15 protein-coding genes are annotated in these 19,329 nt (G+C 39.7%); 5 read left to right on the top strand and 10 right to left on the bottom strand.

From position 1 onward, the window contains the following. Positions 1-6: 6 nt before the first annotated feature. The 7 genes from DW173_RS14940 to aroQ all read right to left on the bottom strand — a co-directional run bounded on the left by DW173_RS14940 (position 7) and on the right by aroQ (position 6,889). On the bottom strand, positions 7-1,125 hold the full coding sequence (locus tag DW173_RS14940; RefSeq protein WP_120144665.1) for a FecR family protein: 1,119 nt from the start codon (positions 1,123-1,125) through the stop codon (positions 7-9). Positions 1,126-1,286: 161 nt separating this feature from the next. Further along, a complete protein-coding gene (locus tag DW173_RS14935; RefSeq protein ID WP_008023270.1) occupies positions 1,287-1,838 on the bottom strand; it encodes an RNA polymerase sigma factor in 552 nt (183 codons plus the stop codon). An 867-nt stretch (positions 1,839-2,705) separates the two neighbouring features. Beyond that, on the bottom strand, positions 2,706-3,932 hold the full coding sequence (locus DW173_RS14925) for an FtsX-like permease family protein (protein WP_120144663.1): 1,227 nt from the start codon (positions 3,930-3,932) through the stop codon (positions 2,706-2,708). Between the two features lie 17 nt (positions 3,933-3,949). Then, positions 3,950-4,282, bottom strand: a complete 333-nt coding sequence (rbfA, locus tag DW173_RS14920) for a 30S ribosome-binding factor RbfA (RefSeq protein WP_004296522.1) — start codon at positions 4,280-4,282, stop codon at positions 3,950-3,952. A 16-nt stretch (positions 4,283-4,298) separates the two neighbouring features. Next, complete coding sequence (locus DW173_RS14915; RefSeq protein ID WP_087322164.1) at positions 4,299-4,955, bottom strand: O-methyltransferase; 657 nt, start codon at positions 4,953-4,955, stop codon at positions 4,299-4,301. Positions 4,956-4,975: 20 nt separating this feature from the next. Next, complete coding sequence (pyk, locus tag DW173_RS14910; RefSeq protein WP_008023274.1) at positions 4,976-6,433, bottom strand: pyruvate kinase; 1,458 nt, start codon at positions 6,431-6,433, stop codon at positions 4,976-4,978. Between the two features lie 36 nt (positions 6,434-6,469). Beyond that, on the bottom strand, positions 6,470-6,889 hold the full coding sequence (gene aroQ, locus DW173_RS14905; RefSeq protein ID WP_004311171.1) for a type II 3-dehydroquinate dehydratase: 420 nt from the start codon (positions 6,887-6,889) through the stop codon (positions 6,470-6,472). A 62-nt stretch (positions 6,890-6,951) separates the two neighbouring features. Here aroQ and xerD point away from each other — a divergent pair, with 62 nt between their 5' ends. The 5 genes from xerD (at position 6,952) to DW173_RS14880 (ending at position 14,126) form a co-directional block, all read left to right on the top strand. After that, complete coding sequence (gene xerD, locus DW173_RS14900; protein WP_004317151.1) at positions 6,952-7,911, top strand: site-specific tyrosine recombinase XerD; 960 nt, start codon at positions 6,952-6,954, stop codon at positions 7,909-7,911. Positions 7,912-8,046: 135 nt separating this feature from the next. Further along, complete coding sequence (locus DW173_RS14895) at positions 8,047-9,741, top strand: tetratricopeptide repeat protein (protein WP_192920613.1); 1,695 nt, start codon at positions 8,047-8,049, stop codon at positions 9,739-9,741. 111 nt (positions 9,742-9,852) lie between these two features. Continuing rightward, the gene (locus tag DW173_RS14890) at positions 9,853-10,923 is read left to right on the top strand and encodes a TlpA disulfide reductase family protein (protein WP_117684124.1); all 1,071 of its coding nucleotides are present in this window, start codon (positions 9,853-9,855) and stop codon (positions 10,921-10,923) included. A gap of 13 nt (positions 10,924-10,936) precedes the next feature. After that, on the top strand, positions 10,937-12,475 hold the full coding sequence (locus tag DW173_RS14885; protein ID WP_120144661.1) for a YifB family Mg chelatase-like AAA ATPase: 1,539 nt from the start codon (positions 10,937-10,939) through the stop codon (positions 12,473-12,475). A 124-nt stretch (positions 12,476-12,599) separates the two neighbouring features. Beyond that, on the top strand, positions 12,600-14,126 hold the full coding sequence (locus tag DW173_RS14880; RefSeq protein WP_369741262.1) for a sensor histidine kinase: 1,527 nt from the start codon (positions 12,600-12,602) through the stop codon (positions 14,124-14,126). A 479-nt stretch (positions 14,127-14,605) separates the two neighbouring features. Here the strand turns inward: DW173_RS14880 and DW173_RS14875 are convergent, their stop codons facing one another. The 3 genes from DW173_RS14875 to DW173_RS14865 form a co-directional block, all read right to left on the bottom strand. Further along, positions 14,606-15,997: an FAD-dependent oxidoreductase gene (locus DW173_RS14875; protein ID WP_120144660.1), complete on the bottom strand. Its 1,392-nt coding sequence runs from the start codon at positions 15,995-15,997 to the stop codon at positions 14,606-14,608. A 20-nt stretch (positions 15,998-16,017) separates the two neighbouring features. Next, on the bottom strand, positions 16,018-18,051 hold the full coding sequence (locus tag DW173_RS14870; RefSeq protein WP_120144690.1) for a hypothetical protein: 2,034 nt from the start codon (positions 18,049-18,051) through the stop codon (positions 16,018-16,020). Between the two features lie 174 nt (positions 18,052-18,225). Next, positions 18,226-19,329 carry a glycoside hydrolase family 105 protein gene (locus DW173_RS14865; protein ID WP_004323027.1) on the bottom strand — a complete coding sequence of 368 codons (1,104 nt, stop codon included), beginning with the start codon at positions 19,327-19,329 and terminating at the stop codon, positions 18,226-18,228.

Genomic DNA, 19,329 nt, shown 5'->3' with positions numbered 1-19,329 from the left:
TTGTCATTATTTACTCAAGTATATACTAGTATCACTTTTTTCTACTTCAATAGGGATTGTCTGCCGGATACATTCAATCACCTCATCAATATCATCTTTCAAATCCAGTTTTCCATAAACCTTTTCTTTACCTACCATCGGTTCGCATTGAATAGGAATGCCATAATAAATACTCAACTTCTGAATAATATGAGATAAATCATTACCATTTAACAACATGACACCATCCACCCAGCTAATATATTCGGCTACGTCCACTTGCTTCTGATAGGCAATTGCGCCATTGGCTATATTCAGCAAATCACTAGGTACCAGTTGCGCTTTTCTCTCATTCCTATCGGTCACCTCAACAGAACCTTCCACCAATACAATATTAGTTGCCTCCCCCTTGTAGTTTGAAATATTAAACTTCGTACCTAATACCCGTAATTTGAAATCTTCAGATTCTACAATGAAAGGGTGTTGCTTATCATGAGCAACTTCCAGAAACACCTCTCCCTGGGCATATATTTTACGAATATCCCCATTAAAACGACAAGGATAAATCACTTTTGATTGAGAGTTGACAACCAATCGGGTTCCGTCAGACAGTTCAACCCGCACTCTTTTCCCTGCGGGAACAAGTAACTGGTTATATTCCGGTTCGACCTTTACTTTCTTTTCCTCTTTTTCTCTTATTACTTTAGAATTAACAGCAACCTTTCCTTCTTTTGAATAGGTAACAAAAGCATCCTCATCCAAATTGAGCTGTTCTTTAGCAGTGATAAGAGTCACTTCTTCAACAGACTGGCTGTCCATCTGTTCGGCAATAGCCTGAAAATCTAAATTAGTGTTTTCACTCTGAGTTAAGAAGTGGATGGTTGAAATACAAATTAAAATAGAAGCTGCGACAGAAGCAGAAGCTACTAAGAAATAATTTCTTCGACGCCTCATTACATCTCTCCGGATTTTTTGTTTGGTTCGCTCTATTATAGAAGAAGCATCAATCTTTTCATGCCCGCATTTTTCCCAAAAGAATTTCAGTTTCCCGCCTTCAGGTATAGCAGTAAAATCATCCTCAAGCTTTTCTTGAGAATTCAGTTTACCAAATAAATCAGCAAGGCAATGGTATCCTTTTAAGTCCATAATCTTCTTTAATGTTGTTCTATAAATAAAGACGCAACATTCAAAAAAATCTCCTAGTTAAAAATGAACTTTTTTTATTTTTCTCGAAAAGTAAAAATAGCAAGAATCTCTTTTAAACAATTATGCCCTTAAAATACAGATAATTAACAGTAGACCTTCAATCATTTCTTACGCAAAACCAGATTCAGATTTTTAGCAATTTCTTCTAAAGCAAAAGCAATATGATTATTAATAGTCTTCACAGATATATTTAATATGTCTGCAATATCTTTATAAGGTAGCCCATCCACTTTAGCCAGGAAAAAAACATGTTTACACTTGGGAGGAAGTTGTTGAATAGCCTCATTTATTCTGGCTATCTCTTCTTTACTAATCATCTCTTCGTCCGGAGATTGAACCGGATCAAATATGAATTCTCCTATCTCATCAAACAACAAATCACATTTTCCTGTTTCTTTCCTCAAAAAGGAGATAGCCTTTCGATAAGTGATTGTTTGAATCCAAGCATCCATATTATTAATCTGCGCCAAGTCTTTTCTATTTTTCCAGACCTCAAAAAAGACATCACTGACTATCTCTTCCGCTGGCTCTTTTTGTCCTAATAATGCAAATGCATAGTGATATAAACGCGAAGAATAATGTTCCATAAAACGGTTGAAAGCGAATTCATCACCATTTACAATTTTACGTATGTCATCATTCTCAAGTCTCACAGAAGTATTTACAGATTATTTCTAATTAACAAAATTGTGCCAAATATAGTAGTATATTAGCAATTATAAAAATAAAAAACCACAAAAACGGATTAAAAGTTATCAATTACGAAAGATTAAAAAGTAACTTGGTAGGACGTGCCATCAGAAATAGATTCTTTTACGCCTCACGCAATAAGTTTTCAAACATGGGGTTCACCTTTCACCTTTTCTTCGAAACCCTTTATTCATCGAGGGTAGCGGGTGAAGGCTCTTCTTTTCACCGAACTTTTCTCTCTGAACGCTGTACCGTCCTTACTTTAGTGGTTCTTTTTCAATTTAGTTGACTGGTCATTGTAACCCACTACTTCATCTCCAATCTATTAATAGATAAGTTCTGTTTCATTAGAAGTAAAGTTACTTTCGTCTAATAGTAAAGTTATTTCCGATAGTACGGAAACTATAAACGCAAATTCTGATTATAAAAATGCAATCTTTGTTTTTATAAACGCAAGTTTCATTTATAAAAATAAAACTTGCATTTACAGTTTGTATCCATTGAAAAACAACTTTACTCCTAGACCAAAAGAAGTTTGCATAGGAGCAAAAGCAAATTATCCAGTAATAGACTACATGTAAGCTATTACTAAATTACATAAAAGAATGACCCAATCATCATTCATGCATTTGCATCCGGTACAATTCAATTTTTTAATTAAATACGAGGTGAAGGAGTGCCCCTTCACCCGCTATCGATGATGAATAATGGGGTTCGAAGAAAAGGTGAAGAGTGAAGGGCATGTTCTCAACATTTCCTGTATGACCACTTAAAGTGATGCTTTTAGCAATCAGAAAGCATCGGGACTTTTGAAAGACCCAAGTATTGATTTATAAAAGCCTCTTACTTAAATAACGTACAGGATACCATACAGAAAGGAATCCGACTGCCAAAACGGTGATAAAAATAAGTACCACATCCCAAGCGTGAACACTGACAGGATAAGCGTCTACAACAAAAGTGCCACCACCGCCTCCCAATGAAATTATACCGAATTTCTGTTGGATAAAACATAGAATTAAGCCCAGGACAATACCGGAAATAGCGCCAAAAAGAGAAATGAGACGTCCTTCAAAAAGGAATATTCGGGAGATGAGTTTATCACTAGCTCCAAGACTCCGCAAAGTTACTACATCATCCTTCTTATCCAAGATCAACATAGAAAGAGAGCCTATCACATTAAAACAGGCTATCATTAAAATAAAAGTGAGGAACAAATAAGAGATTAGTTTCTCTATCTCCATAATACGGAAAATATCTGCCTGCTGCTGATAACGATTCTGAACAACAAAATCATCACCTAGTATGTTTTCTATTTTAGATTGTACCGATGAAGTATTTACATTAGATTTCAATTTCAATTCCATCGCAGAGACTTCTGTTGTATAATCCAGAAGCTGACGAAGAAAATCAAGAGAAGTCAGAATATATTTTCCATCATATTCTTGCTGATTCACCACAAATACGACACCTGGAGAATACAGATAATCACGGTTAAAAGAAGCGCCGGGATTTGCCATGTTTACTTTGGCATTTCGCTTGGGAAGATATACCTGAAGAGGATCGACAAACTCCAAACCAGTTCCCAAAGTCGCAACCAATTCCACTCCCATGACGCCATAATTCACGATCGAATCATGAAGAACGAATTCTCCCGCGCCATAAAGTATGCTGTCTATGGCCGTCAGTTCTTCAAAATTATCCTCCACCCCTTTTAGTACAACCATAGCCTGACGGTCCTTGTATTGCACCATTGCATTCTCTTCGAGCGTCTCTGTAAACACCTCCACTTCAGGAAGCACACAAACGGCACGAATCCGTTCATCTTGTGCATCAAAGACTTTTCCTTCACGGACCGTAATTTTCAACTGCGGATCAAAAGCCGTAAAAAAGCTGGCCACCATATCCTGAAAACCATTAAAAACAGAAAGAGTGCAAACCAAAGCAAGCGTAGCAAGAGCCACTCCACATACGGAAATGCCGGATATGATATTAATAGCATTATGCTTTTTCTTTGAAAAAAGATAACGCCTGGCTATATAAAAAGGGAAGTTCACCTCTGCAATGAGTTATTTCACTTCAGCAATGAATCTATTTTCTCAATATAATCCAATGAATCATCCACGAAGAATTTCAGTTCAGGAATGATACGCAGCTGGTGACGTACACGAGTCCCAAGCTCATAACGAATGGATTTCATATTGTTATTGATATTCTTCACCATCTCTTCTGCTTTCTCTGAAGGAAAAACACTGAGGTAGACACGGGCAATACTCATATCAGGACTGATGCGAACTGCGCTAACAGAGACCAATGTACCCGGCATGGACTTTGTTTGAAGCAGGAATATCTCACTTAGCTCTTTCTGCAACAAGCGAGATATCTTATTCTGTCTGGTTGTTTCCATAAAGTTATTTACTATTTTACAATTTACTACTTACTATTTTCTTCCTTATGATCGTTAATCCGTCACGCAAAGGAAGTATTACTTTTTCCACTCGCACATCTTGTGCTACCAAATCATTAAAGGCTTTAATACCAATCGTTTGAGCGTCCGTATTGCGAGGCTGTTCAAGCACATGCCCGTCCCACAAAGTATTATCAGCAATGATATATCCGCCTTCGGAAAGATACGCCAATGTCATCTCGTAGTATTCAATATACTTACGTTTATCGCCATCAATAAAAGCCATATCAAAAGTAACACCTAAACGCGGAACAAGTTCTAAAGCATCACCTATATAAAAACGAATTTTATCGGCAAACGGTGATTTCTCCAGCCATGGACGGGTAAAGTCCTCTTGTTCATCATTGATCTCAAACGTATGCAACAGTCCACCTTCCGGCAGACCTTCCGCCAAACAAAGGGCGGAGTAGCCGCTATACGTTCCGATTTCCAATATCTGACGAGGCTGAATCATTTCTACAAACATCTTCAGCATCCGTCCCTGCAAATGCCCGGAAGCCATACGAGGACGAAGGAGCTTTACATGCGTATCCCGATAGAGCGATTTCAAGTAATCGCTCTCGGGATCAATATGCTGCAAAATATATTCGTCTATCGATTCGGTTTCCTGCATAAAACTTACCTCTTTAAAAATTAAAGATAACGGTTGTTGTTAGGTAATACAGTCTCCTCTGCATGCTTCAAAGCATCTTCCACTACATTGATTTCGAGGAATGAGGTCTTTGTTCCTGCCTTACCACTACTTAAATAACCGACCATATCGGAAGGCTGCAAACGGCCTTCTTTCAACAGACGGCGCAATGCCGCAAAGTAATATTGCTGTCCGTTAGCCAATTCCGGCATATAGATAGCTTCCACACCATAAGACAAAGCCAAATGACGCATTGTCTTTTCTTTATAGCAGATAGCCAGCACTGGATACTTTCCACGGAAAGCAGCCAGATTACGAGCAGTGCGTCCGCTATAACTATCAGTAATAATAGCACGTATTTTTAACTTAGAAGTAGCTTTTACTGCTTGTTTAGCAAGGAACGCCGTAACATCATTACTATTCTCATCTAACGGAATACGGATATCATTTTCTTCCAGTTTATCTTTTTCTGCCTGAGCCGCAATTTTAGTCATCGTTTTCACCGCTTCTACCGGATACTTACCATAAGCGGTTTCTCCGCTCAACATCAAAGCATCTGTACGATAGTAGATTGCATTGGCAATATCAGTCACTTCCGCACGAGTCGGACGAGGATTATTTATCATTGTATGGAGCATTTGAGTAGCAACGATTACCGGCTTCTTTGCCAGAATACACTTGCGAATCAATACACGCTGGATTCCCGGAATACGTTCTTGAGGCACCTCGATACCTAAGTCACCACGGGCAACCATTACGCCATCTGCCACTTCCAGGATTTCATCGATATTATCCACCCCTTCCTGATTCTCAATCTTAGCAATAATCTTAATATCACTATTATGTGCATCCAGAATTTCACGTATGTCAAGTACATCCTGACGGTTGCGTACGAAAGAGTGAGCGATAAAATCAATATCCTTTTCGATAGCATAAAGAATATTGTTACGGTCTTTTTCCGTTAATGAAGGAAGATTGATGCGAACACCCGGGACATTTACGCTTTTACGGCTTCCCAAAGTAGCATCGTTCTTAACTTCACACAGCAAATAACCATCCGTCTTATCAATAACTTCCAGTTCCAGATCGCCATCATCAATCAGAATCGTACCGCCGATATTCAGGTCAGACACAAAGTTCGGATATGAAACAGCAATACACTCACGAGTTGTTTCCAAATCCGGATTACCTACAATCTTTACTTTCTCTCCTATTTTATATGGAATCGGCTCTGCATTAGCCGTCGTACGAACTTCCGGACCTTTTGTATCCATCAAAATCGCAATACGGTTGGACACAGCACGTACATTTGCAATCAAAGCTTCAAAACCTTCACGGCTAGCATGCGCTGTATTCATACGCACTACATTCATCCCAGCTTCAAACAACTGTTTTATAAAATCCACATCACAACGTCTATCCGAGATGGAAGCCACAATCTTAGTCTGTTTCAATAACATAGTCTTTCTACCTATTATATATTATTACCTTATTTATTATCTATCCAATAAAGCCTCCAAAGCCAAACGGTACGAATTTAGCCCAAAGCCACAAATCACTCCTTTACAAGCACAAGCAATCATCGATACGTGCCGGAAAGACTCGCGACTATGCACATTGGAAATATGCACCTCAATCACCGGAGATGTCACAGAACGAATAGCATCCTGCAAAGCTATGGAAGTATGTGTATACGCACCTGCATTCAAGATTATACCATCCACATCAAATCCCACCTGCTGTATGCAGTCTATCATTTCTCCCTCGATGTTCGATTGAAAATAGTCGATCTCCACGTCAACGTATCTTTTGCGAAGATCAGCCAAGTAATCTTCAAATGTAACGCTTCCGTAAATGGAAGGTTCACGCTTACCCAACAGATTAATATTCGGGCCATTAATAATTTGTATCTTCATCGCGCAATCCTGTTTTTTTATACCTTTGTATCTGAAAGAATGTGCAAAGGTAGAAAAAAGAAATGGAAATCAACGAAAAAAAGCATAAGAAGGAACAACAAGAGCTGATAATCAGGAAGTATCAGCAGTATCTCAAACTCGAAAAGTCCTTATCTCTTAATACGCTGGATGCCTATCTGACGGATCTGGACAAACTGATGAGCTTTCTGACATTGGAAGGGATTTACGTATTGGACGTATGCCTGTCCGATCTTCAACGTTTTGCGGCCGGATTACATGACATCGGCATTCATCCCCGTTCACAAGCCCGCATCTTATCAGGAATCAAATCATTTTTCCGTTTCCTCATCCTCGAAAACTATCTGGAAGCAGATCCCAGTGAACTATTAGAAGGCCCTAAAATAGGTTTCAAACTTCCCGAAGTACTGACTGTGGAGGAAATTGACCGGATTATCTCCGCCGTCGACCGCAGCAAAGCTGAAGGACAGCGAAACAGAGCTATTTTAGAAACACTATACAGCTGCGGACTTCGGGTATCAGAACTTATCACCCTTAAACTATCCGACCTCTATTTTGATGAAGGCTTTATCAAAGTAGAAGGAAAAGGAAGCAAACAACGACTCGTACCGATCTCCCCCCGGGCCATTAATGAAATAAAGCTTTACATCACAGACCGTAACCAGATTGAAGTGAAAAAAGGGCATGAGGATTTCGTTTTCGTCAGTCAGCGGAGAGGCAAAGGTCTTTCCCGAATTATGATCTTTCATATGATAAAAGAATTAGCACAAAAAGCGGGCATTACCAAAAACATCAGTCCGCACACTTTCCGGCACTCCTTTGCCACTCATTTACTGGAAGGTGGAGCCAATTTGAGAGCCATTCAATGTATGCTCGGACATGAATCCATTGCGACAACGGAAATCTATACCCACATCGACCGCAATATGCTTCGTAGTGAGATTATCGAGCATCACCCACGAAATATCAAGTATAGGAAAGAAAAAGAGGAGTTATTTCATTAAATTATGATAAAATCGCCCCCTTATCTATATAATTATATTAAGAATTAATATCTTTGCGTTACTTTTTCTGTGTGAGCAGAAGGAGGTTGGCAAATAGACGATATTTCAATTACAAACATTTAATTTATACCTAAAATGACTAAGAAGTTGTACTTGCCTTTACTCATGGCAATGGTTGTTGCATTATTCTCTTCTTGCAGCAAAAAAATGGGTGAATTGTCAGCTGATTACTTCACTGTTACTCCGCAAGTGCTGGAGGCAGTAGGTGGTAAAGTTCCTGCGACCATCAATGGTAAATTTCCTGAAAAGTATTTCAACAAAAAAGCGGTTGTAGAAGTTACTCCGGTTTTGAAATGGAATGGCGGCGAAGCTAAAGGCCAACCAGCTACTTTCCAAGGTGAAAAAGTGGAAGGTAACGACCAGACTATCTCTTACAAGATGGGCGGTAGCTACACGATGAAAACTTCTTTTGACTATGTTCCTGAAATGGCTAAGTCAGAATTGTATCTGGAATTCAAAGCTACTATCGGAAAGAAAGTGGTGACTATTCCTGCTGTGAAAATAGCTGATGGTGTAATCTCTACTTCTGAATTAGTAAACAATACATTAGGTAACGCTAACCCTGCATTGGGTGAAGACGCTTTCCAACGTATCATCAAAGAAAAACACGATGCCAACATCATGTTCTTGATCCAACAAGCTAACATTCGTTCCAGCGAATTGAAGACTGCTAAAGAATTCAACAAAGAAGTAGCTAACGTTAACGAAGCTGCTAACAAGAAGATCAGCAACATCGAAGTTTCTGCATACGCTTCTCCTGATGGTGGTGTAAGCTTGAATACTACTCTTGCTGAAAACCGTGAAGGCAACACAACTAAGATGTTGAGCAAAGACCTGAAGAAAGCAAAAATCGATGCTCCGATCGATGCTAAATATACTGCACAGGACTGGGAAGGTTTCCAAGAACTGGTTTCTAAATCTAACATCCAAGACAAAGAGTTGATTCTCCGCGTTATTGCAATGTACCAAGATCCTGCTCAAAGAGAAAGCGAAATCAAGAACATCTCTGCTGTATACAAAGAATTGGCTAACACAATTCTTCCTCAATTGCGTCGTTCTCGTTTGACTTTGAACTATGAAATCATCGGTAAGTCTGACGAAGAAATCGCTAAGTTGGCTTCTTCTAATCCTTCTGAACTGAACGTAGAAGAATTGCTGTATGCTGCTACACTGACTAGCGATCCTGCTAAGCAAGAAGTTATCTACACTCAAGCTACCAAACAGTTCCCGAACGATTACCGTGGTTACAACAACTTAGGTAAATTAGCTTACCAGGCTGGTTACATTGACAAAGCAGAATCTTACTTCAAGAAAGCTGCCAGCGTTAATGCTACTCCTGAAGTTAACATGAACTTAGGTTTGATCTCTTTGATGAAGGGTGATAAAACTGCTGCAGAAGCATACTTCGGTAAAGCTGCCGGCACAAAAGAACTTGGCGAATCTATGGGTAACCTGTACATCGCTCAAGGTCAATATGAAAGAGCAGTAAACTCATTCGGTGACTCTAAGACTAACAGTGCTGCTTTGGCTCAAATCCTTGCTAAGGACTACAACAAAGCTAAAAATACATTGGCTAACGTAGAAAGACCTGATGCTTACACTGACTACTTGATGGCAGTTTTAGGTGCTAGAACTAATAATTCTTCTATGGTAACAAGCAGCTTGAAGAGCGCAGTTGCTAAAGATTCTTCATTAGCTAAGAAAGCAGCTACTGACTTGGAATTTGCTAAATTCTTCACAAATGCAGATTTCATGAACATCGTTAAATAAGAAAATTACACTCTATTTTAAATATTAAGAATTGCCTGTCATTATAAATGACGGGCAATTCTTTTTTTTTATCTGTAAAAACCGTACTTTCGCAGAAAAGAAATCAAAGCAATGAAAAAGAGTAGCATTTTAATCCTCATAATCATTTGTCTATGCAGTTGTGGTAAATCTTCAAAGAAAGTTAGCATAACCGGGGAAATCAAAGGTCTGGGCACAGATACGCTTTATCTGTATGGAATGGACGAATCATTCGACCGGATAGATACCATTTTCGCGAAGAACGACAAATTCTCTTATACAGCTTCAATAGACACCATTACTTCTGCCTTTTTACTTATTGACAATCAGACAGAATATCCAATCTTCCTTGACAAAGGAAATCAGATCAAAATAAAAGGAGATATCAATCACCCGGAATATCTGGATATCAATGGTAATATATATAATGAAGAGTTTACAACCTTTCAGAAAGAACTAAATAGCCTGCCTACCGCATCCGAGAAAGATTTAGAGCAAAAAGCAGAAGAATTCATCATGAAGCATCATTCTTCTTTTGTCAGCCTCTACTTGTTGGATAAATACTTTGTTCAGAAAGATTCGCCCGATTTCAACAAAATAAAGAAGCTAATTGAAGTCATGACAGGAATATTGCAAGACAAGCTGTATATCGAACAACTCAATGAAGCCATCTCGCTGTCAGAGAAAACAGAGACAGGCAAATATGCCCCCTTCTTCAGTCTATCTAATATAAAAGGAGAGAAAATTACCCGGTCATCAGAAGATTTCAAGAAAAAGAACCTGTTAATCAACTTTTGGGCTTCATGGGGAGATAGCATTTCCAATCACCAAAGCAATACCGAGTTAAAAGAGATCTATCAGAAATATAAGAAGAACAAACATATAGCCATGCTCGGTATTTCCCTTGATATGGATAAACAAGAATGGCAGGATGCTATAAAACGTGATACGCTCAATTGGGAGCAAGTCTGTGATTTTGGCGGACTAAATTCCGAAGTAGCCAAACAATACGCCATCAAGCAAGTTCCCAGCAACATTCTTCTGTCGGCAGACGGTAAGATTCTCGCGAAAAACCTCAAAGGAGAACAATTGAAGAAGAAAATAGAGGAAGTAGTCACTGCTGCTGAAGAAAAGGAAAAACAAGACAATAAGAAGAAAAAATAACTAGTAATCAAACGTGTTAATTAAAGTATTCGGAGCGGCTGTTCAAGGGATTGATGCAACACTCATCACAATCGAAGTCAACAGCTCGCGCGGCTGTATGTTCTATCTCGTCGGCCTTCCGGATTCTGCGGTCAAAGAAAGCCATCAACGTATTATTTCCGCATTGCTGGTAAATGGCTATAAAATGCCCACTAGCAATATAGTAGTTAATATGGCACCAGCCGACATCCGAAAAGAGGGTTCAGCTTATGACTTGCCTCTTGCCATCGGATTGTTAGGAGCTAACGAAACAATCTCTTCCGAGAAGTTTTCCCGCTATTTGTTAATGGGCGAACTAAGTCTGGACGGAAGTATACAACCTATCAAAGGTGCGCTTCCCATTGCTATCAAAGCGCGCGAAGATGGTTTCGAAGGACTAATCATCCCCCAACAAAACGCACGGGAAGCTGCCGTTGTCAATCAATTAAAAGTATACGGGGTCAGTAATATCAAGGAGGTCATCGAATTCTTCAATAATGAACGCGAATTAGAGTCGACTGTTGTTAATACACGGGAAGAATTCTATCAACAACAGACGAACTGTGACTTGGATTTTGCAGATGTTAAAGGGCAAGAGAATGTAAAAAGGGCACTAGAAGTTGCAGCAGCCGGAGGGCATAACTTAATAATGGTAGGTGCTCCGGGTAGCGGTAAATCGATGATGGCCAAACGCCTTCCTTCCATTCTTCCTCCTCTTTCTCTGGGTGAAAGTTTGGAAACCACCAAGATACATTCAGTTGCCGGACAACTGAAACGCGGTTCATCATTGATTTCCCAACGCCCATTCCGCGACCCTCACCACACAATTTCCCAGGTGGCGATGGTTGGCGGAGGAAGTTTTCCACAACCCGGAGAAATCAGTCTGGCACATAATGGGGTACTTTTCTTAGATGAATTGCCGGAATTCAACCGAGGAGTGCTGGAAGTGTTGCGCCAACCATTGGAAGACCGCCAGATCACTATTTCACGCATCAAAAGTACTATCAGCTATCCGGCCAATCTGATGCTGATTGCATCCATGAACCCATGCCCCTGTGGATATTACAACCATCCGACAAAAGCATGCGTATGCAGCCCCGGACAGGTTCAAAAGTACTTGAATAAGATATCCGGTCCATTATTAGATCGCATCGACATTCAGATAGAGATTGTACCTGTACCCTTTGATAAGATTTCCGATCAAAGGCAGGGAGAATCGAGCAATCTCATCAGGCAACGAGTGATAAAAGCCCGTCAAATGCAGGAAAAACGATACACCGAATATACCGGAATCTATTGCAATGCACAAATGAACAGCAAACTGCTTGCAATGTATGCTCAACCGGATGCCAAAGGACTCGCATTACTGAAAAATGCAATGGAACGGCTCAATTTATCTGCCCGAGCCTACGACCGGATTTTAAAAGTTGCCCGTACAATCGCCGATTTGGAAGGAGCAGAACAAATACTCCCCAATCATTTGGCAGAGGCTATCAGTTATCGAAATCTCGACAGAGAGAACTGGGCTGGATAATAACAATGAATACAAACAGAAGAGAATTATTTCATCATCAGCACTATCTTTTTTCATATATTTGTTTTACATTTGTAACAAATAAATAAATTCTAATATGAGAAAATCGATAATAGCTATTTTAATGACATTTTGTTTGAGTATAATGACTTATGCTCAAACTCCCCGAGACAGAGCCACAGAATTAAAAGAACAAGCACAAAGTAGCCTCAACCAAAAAGATTACATCAAAGCACGTTACTTATTCAAAAAGGCATACGAAGCATTTGCAACCCGCGAAAACTATCCACAGGCAATAGAATGTGGTGTTCAGGCGAATGCTTTATACGTCAGAGAGAACTTTTACAAAGAAGGATTCGAACTTTGTCGTGATATGGACCAACTTATATGGGCCGGAGAGCAAAATCAGAAGAAAGTCTTTTATGACCTTCGCTTCCTCGTGAACAAGGAGCGGTTGCAGATGTACACGGCACTTAAAAATCCAGCTCAGGCAAAAACACAGCTGAATAAACTGGAAGAAACAGCTAACCTTGCCAAGAATGACTCACTGACAGAGGTTTTACTGTATACAAAAGCCAACTATTACTATACATTTAACCAAAACGCACAAGGTGATGCCTGTTTCCGCAAGCTGATTAATCAATATAAGGAAAAGAAAGACTATGCCAAAGTGAATGATTGTTATAAGAACCTTATCGGAATTGCCCGTAAAGCTAATAACGCGCGTTTGATGGAACACACCTATGAAAGTTACATCGTTTGGACAGATTCCGTGAAAGCGCTGACAGCTCAAGACGAATTGAATGTACTGAAAAGAAAATATGATGAAAGCCAACTGACCATACAAGAAAAAGACGACACGCTATCAGCCAAACAATACATCATTATAGGTCTGTGCATTCTTGTAGTCATCCTCGTAGCCGGACTGGTAATACTGGCCGCCATATTACTGAAATTTATCGCCGGCAATCGCAAATTAAAGAAAAGTGTGAAGATTGCCAATGAGCATAACGAACTAAAAACCAAATTCATACAGAACATATCTTCACAGATGGAGCCGACTTTGAATACATTGGCTACTTCTGCGAATGAACTTTTACAGAAAGCCCCTCAAGAAGCGAGCCAGATGCAGAGCCAAGTCGCTGCTCTGAAGAAATTCAGCGATGATATCCAGGAACTGTCTTCATTAGAGAATTCATTAACCGAACTCTATGAATTGGGTGAAATCAACGTAGGTACTTTCTGCGAAAATGTAATGGATAAGGTTAAGGAGCATATAAAAATAGATGTTACTCCTTCAGTTAATGCTCCCAAACTTCAGGTAAAGACAAACAAGGAGCAACTGGAACGTATCCTTCTCTATTTACTGAAAAATGCAGCCTTCTACACCGAACAAGGACGTATCAGCCTTGAGTTCAAGAAACGTGGTGCGCATACTCATCAGTTTATCGTGACGGATACGGGAATCGGTATTCCGGCAGAGCAACAAGAAAATATCTTCAAGCCTTTCACGGAAGTGAAAGACCTCACTACAGGAGATGGGCTAGGCTTACCGATCTGCTCACTAATTGCTGCCAAGATGAACGGAAGCCTGACACTAGATACCGGCTATACCAAAGGAACCCGTTTCATACTGGAACTTCACGTCTAAATTTTGCATAAAACGAATAACTTGTATCATTAGATTACTTTCTAATTTGTTTATTATAGTTACCTCTGACAGGCACTATTCCAAGCTTTTGTTTTGAAGTATACAAAAATATGGACAGGTTCATACATAAACGCATCTCATATTTATAATAAACTTTGGAGTAGTTTATTATAAACGGTATCCAAGTTTATTAAAAACTCCAAAAGCTGATTTCCGGCTTTTTATTTCTATTTTTTACAACAAGAAGGCTGCAAATTTTGTAAAATTTGCAGCCTTCTTGCTTATATCCAGCCCACCATTCTTAGTGTATGCTAGAAATATTCTCTATATTTGTTGTAATATTATATCATTTAAGTTACTAGTTTCATACTCTTTTATCTGCTATCTACAAGGTTTAGATTCTTTTTTCGACTATAAAGATACAACATTTAAAAGCATTTGTCAAGAGATACATCTTATAAAACACCTCCTCCAAGCATTTATAAAAAGTATTGCCCTTCTTCTTTTAATCTTTTACGTAACAAAACAGTATCAATTTTATGAACGTCATTCCTTGTCTGTTTGATGGCATGCACAGCAGCCATTCCAGCAGCTTCCCCCGTCACCAGACAAGGAGGCATTACCCGCAAACTTCCAAAAGCCTCTTCATCAGTAGAGATACAACGACCAGCCACCAATAGATTCTTTAATCCTTTGGGTGTCAGACAACGATAAGGGATTCCATGCGACTCTCCTTTTTTGTAACGTGTCTCCTTATGTCCTGGCTTATGGACATCAATATAGTAACAGTTACGCCCGATCTCATCTTCAAATGTTTTGCGTTCCAGCCAGTCTTGGAAAGTAAATGTATAATCCCCTTCAATCCGACGACTATCCCTGACTCCTAACAGAGAGGCAGTCTTCACCACAAAAGCACTACCAAAAGCTTTAGGCTGCACTTCTTTCAGCGCTTCCAAATATTGTTCTGCGATTTGCCTACCAGTAGCCATTGCTCGCGTAGTAGCCCATGGGTCGGTCGAATCGACATTATCAATATGTCCGGCATTGAACTGTACCACATCCGGACCGATCAAATTACTATTGAAATGTTTGCCTATCAATGGATATTTTCCGGACTTAATCACATCATAAATAGGACTATTCTTGTTACTCGTATGTAATGAAGGGCCTATGAGATTATAGTGATAGCTATCGACATTGGCAAACGAGAAACATAAAGTAGAACTTTGCACTACTCCATCCTCTCCTCCTTTTTTAAAGGAAGCACCTGCCCATGCAGCCACATCACCATCTCCTGTTGCATCAATAAAGACTTTCGCCTTGAATGCGACAAGTCCGGATTTATTTGCCACAATGATAGCGTCTATTGTATCATTTGCTGACATCTCAACGGCTGCAACCCTCGAAAAGAAAAGAACCTGAGCTCCCGAATCAGCGACCATTTGATCATAAACCTGCATCAGATATTCGGGATTTATGTTCACCCAGTTCAACTTCTGTTTTCTCTCATGAGGCACTCCTTTTTTTGATGCCTCGAATATCTTTTCCGCCAATCCCCTATAAATGATTTTCTCACCATCCGAAAACGGACACCATGCCGGAACCATCCCTGCAGTTCCCATACCACCAAGTTGCCCCATTGCCTCAATCAATAAAGTCTTAGCACCTTCCCTAGCTGCAGAAATTGCAGCGGTACATCCACCAGGTCCACCACCGATTACAATAACATCCCATCGATCGTCCACCGCAATCTTAGTATTCTTCAGACGTATTTTAGACTGTGGGGTATCGCCATTCACATTAAGGGCAGGAACTGCAAAAGCAGCACTAAGCAGCCCGGCTTTTTTAAGAAAATCTCTTCTAGACGTCATTACAAATTAATTTATTATAATTACTTTTTCATAAAAGTCTCTGCACGCCCTGGTGTAAACAGCTCCCACAAAGAAGCAACAGTCCATCCGGGCGCAAAAATATCATTATAGTATCCTTTACCATTCTTTCCATAATCCCAACTTGTATGTTGGACAACCTCCGGATAATAACCTACCTTTGCAATACCGCACATATGCCCTTCATAAGGTAATAATTGGCGCATAGAAGTTGAAATTACTTCTGCAAAATCTGAAAAGCGAGACTCGTTATACTCGTTCGACAGCCAACGAAGCACATCGGCAAATTCAAACACAAAGACATCGATATGATTATTTTCTACTGATACATTTCCCCAGCCACGTGTTTTCAAACCAATATCACCCAGCATCTGACCGGGAGCAAAAGGAACATCCCACAAATAATACCATGATAAGGCGAAATAAGCGGCTTGCTTTGTCAGGTCAGCATAATGTTTATGTTCCTCTCCCTTAGTAACCAATGAAAGATAATAAGTAGCAGTTGCAGCATAAAGTGATGCTTCTTTATCTTCACAATTCGCATCAAGGGTAGATGAGAAATAATCTGCTTTAGAAATCAATTCTTTCTCCAGATAACCTGCAGTCCGCTTAGCACTATCCAAATAACGTTTATCCTTGAAATACTTATATCCCATCACCAAAGGCAATGTAGCAGAAGGAGTGCTTCCCCCACTTTTATCTACAATAGTGAAATCGTCACGAAACTTACGTGGAAAACTGCCGTCAGCATTTTGCAATTGCAGAAACATATCCAGCATTTTCTTCAATCGTTGTTCCCATTCCGGATGTTTACGTCCTTTTTCTTTTTCATAAGCCAGGAAATGGAAGATTGCATAAAGCCCTTCTGACTGACGACGGATGCTATGAACAGGATCTTCAGAATTCTTATCAAAATTAACCGATTCCTTGAAAAAGCCTGCCTCTGTGAAACCATTCTTCAGGTAACTATCAAAGATTTTAGTACTATTAGCCTTCAAATCCTCCCGGTTACATTCCCAGCCATATTCCCAAGCATTGAATGCATTCAGAAGAACACGACCGATAAAACCGACCTCTGCCTGCCCATTACTTGTACATGCGTCTGTCCTAAGATGTATGCCCGAATTATACACCAACGGATATTTATCGACAAAACTACTTACAAAGAATTGGCTAAGAGTCTGCTTCATATACTCAATTGAGTAGGGAGTATCAACAGGCTTGGGAGAATATGTATCATAACAATATTCCCAGGTATGGCGCACAAAATCAGAATAGTCTTTGGCTTCACCTTCAACAATTTGCCAGGTCAACAAAATAGTTTCTCCTTTTTTCAGAAGCTGATAAGCAGTCACAGCCGGAGCTAATGTCAATTTACGAATATAACTTTTGGGAGCTTCCCGATAAGGAAAACCGAAAGAAAGAGTAGCAACACCACCTTTATTTTCAAATCCGGTATACCCCAAAGATGTCTTATCCGAAAGAATAATCTCACCTTCTCGATGCGTGGCCAAAGTGCTGTTTACAAACTTATCCAGTCTGTTGACAGTCATAAAACGTTGTGTCTTCTCACAGAAAATTCCCGTAAGAGGTGCACTTAACCTGTCTTCGCTTACAATCCAACTATCTGATGTATGGAATGAAGGAGCCTCTTTGGGTGAACGTAGATTACGTCGATACCAGAACCCCGGCATATAGAACAGGCAGTCATCATGACGGAAGCCGGTTGCCATCTGTTGATTGTAATTAAAATAGACATCTTCCAATGCAGTGATAGATACACTAATACGTAGCCCATCATTACCAGTAACTATATTTTGAGACACAGTCAACGGCATCTTTTCCGAATTCTCCAAATAATAAGTGCCATTATTATTCTGCGATTTCTGAAAAGTCAATGGATAGTGTTTCGCCCCATTTCCAGGTACTTTCAAAGAAATAGATGCAGAAATCGATTCCGGCACATTATTAAAAGCCTCAGCAATAGTGGCACATGCCACAAAAGCCATCCCACAAAGTAAATATTTCAAACTCATATAAAACATGATTGCGAATCAGCCTGTCTGATTCCGTTTGTACTAAATTGTTAAACCAAAGTTAAGGAACATCCTTCACATTGAATAAAAGAAATTGAGCTATAAATAAAAAAATTATCCAAATCAAAAGAAATATCTCCCAAAAGCCTCAATTACTACTCAATACCGGAACAATTACTTTTCCATTAGAGCGGCAGCACACCACAGATAAGGTCCTTGCCCATGATAATCACCCGTGCGGCGTGGACGGTCATAATAATACTGTTTACTGTTCTTCTTATTCGTACCCACGCAAATTTCTCTCACTTGATTTTTATCATTAAGATATGAGACTAAAGCTATCCACGCCTTACGAGCAGCAGGAGCATATTCTTCAGCATTCAACCATCCATTCTTAACTCCCTTGATAAAAGCAAAAGTGAACATAGCCGATCCTGATGTTTCAGTCCAACAGTCAGACTGGTCAATCAACTGATTCCACAAGCCCTCCGGATTCTGATATTTCTTCAGACTTTCCATCATTGTCCGATAGCCCTGCAAAATACGAGGACGGTCTTTGTGATTTTTAGGCAAACACTGAAGTAATTCCGTCATTCCGGCAGCCATCCAGCCATTTCCGCGCCCCCAATAATAAGGTACATCCGGTGCATGATAGAAAAGACCGTTCGGACGTTGCAACTCATCCAGATACATCACCATCTCTTTAGCTGCACGATCAATATATTTTTTATCCTTCGTCACTTTATAAGCACGAGTCTGCACAATTGTAATCATATACATATCATCAATCCACAAACGTGTTTGCCAGGAATATCCTTTTTCAGCCCATTCCTTTTCCTCCGGTTTCGCATTTGCAGGCACTTTCCATTGAGAATCGGCATAAGGCAATCCTAAATACCAATATTTCTTATCCTTCGTCACAAGATATAACTCAAGTGGCAAACTCCCAAACATATTCACATCAACATGATTCATAATAGGTTGCAACGCTTTCTCCTCGGTAAACAGAGGTTCAAACTTATCTTGCAAACGATTGAGAAGTTCTTTATCTTTTGCAAGATAAGCATACCGTAAAGCCCCGTTCCAATAGAAAGTCTCCGGATAACCAATCCATTTTCCGACATGAAGCGCATGTTTCTCTGTCAGAAAACGATAGGCCAATCGCTTACCTATTTCCTCCGGAGTAGAGCCCTCCGGGAAATCTTTCAACATACTCGTTTGAGCAAACAACAACTGAAAAGGAATAAAAAATAATAATATTAATACCTTCTTATACAT

The sequence above is a fragment of the Bacteroides sp. AM16-13 genome (assembly GCF_003602705.1).
Classification (GTDB): domain Bacteria; phylum Bacteroidota; class Bacteroidia; order Bacteroidales; family Bacteroidaceae; genus Bacteroides; species Bacteroides xylanisolvens.
This window is presented reverse-complemented; position numbering and strand designations above follow the sequence as displayed.

What these genes read in the sequence shown, in the direction of transcription:
- DW173_RS14940 (WP_120144665.1), bottom strand. Translation starts at nt 1,125, where the DNA reads ATGGACTTAAAAGGATACCATTGCCTTGCTGATTTATTTGGTAAACTG.
- rbfA (WP_004296522.1), bottom strand. Translation starts at nt 4,282, where the DNA reads ATGGAAACAACCAGACAGAATAAGATATCTCGCTTGTTGCAGAAAGAG.
- DW173_RS14915 (WP_087322164.1), bottom strand. Translation starts at nt 4,955, where the DNA reads ATGCAGGAAACCGAATCGATAGACGAATATATTTTGCAGCATATTGAT.
- pyk (WP_008023274.1), bottom strand. Translation starts at nt 6,433, where the DNA reads ATGTTATTGAAACAGACTAAGATTGTGGCTTCCATCTCGGATAGACGT.
- aroQ (WP_004311171.1), bottom strand. Translation starts at nt 6,889, where the DNA reads ATGAAGATACAAATTATTAATGGCCCGAATATTAATCTGTTGGGTAAG.
- xerD (WP_004317151.1), top strand. Translation starts at nt 6,952, where the DNA reads ATGGAAATCAACGAAAAAAAGCATAAGAAGGAACAACAAGAGCTGATA.
- DW173_RS14895 (WP_192920613.1), top strand. Translation starts at nt 8,047, where the DNA reads ATGACTAAGAAGTTGTACTTGCCTTTACTCATGGCAATGGTTGTTGCA.
- DW173_RS14890 (WP_117684124.1), top strand. Translation starts at nt 9,853, where the DNA reads ATGAAAAAGAGTAGCATTTTAATCCTCATAATCATTTGTCTATGCAGT.
- DW173_RS14880 (WP_369741262.1), top strand. Translation starts at nt 12,600, where the DNA reads ATGACATTTTGTTTGAGTATAATGACTTATGCTCAAACTCCCCGAGAC.
- DW173_RS14875 (WP_120144660.1), bottom strand. Translation starts at nt 15,997, where the DNA reads ATGACGTCTAGAAGAGATTTTCTTAAAAAAGCCGGGCTGCTTAGTGCT.
- DW173_RS14870 (WP_120144690.1), bottom strand. Translation starts at nt 18,051, where the DNA reads ATGAGTTTGAAATATTTACTTTGTGGGATGGCTTTTGTGGCATGTGCC.
- DW173_RS14865 (WP_004323027.1), bottom strand. Translation starts at nt 19,329, where the DNA reads ATGTATAAGAAGGTATTAATATTATTATTTTTTATTCCTTTTCAGTTG.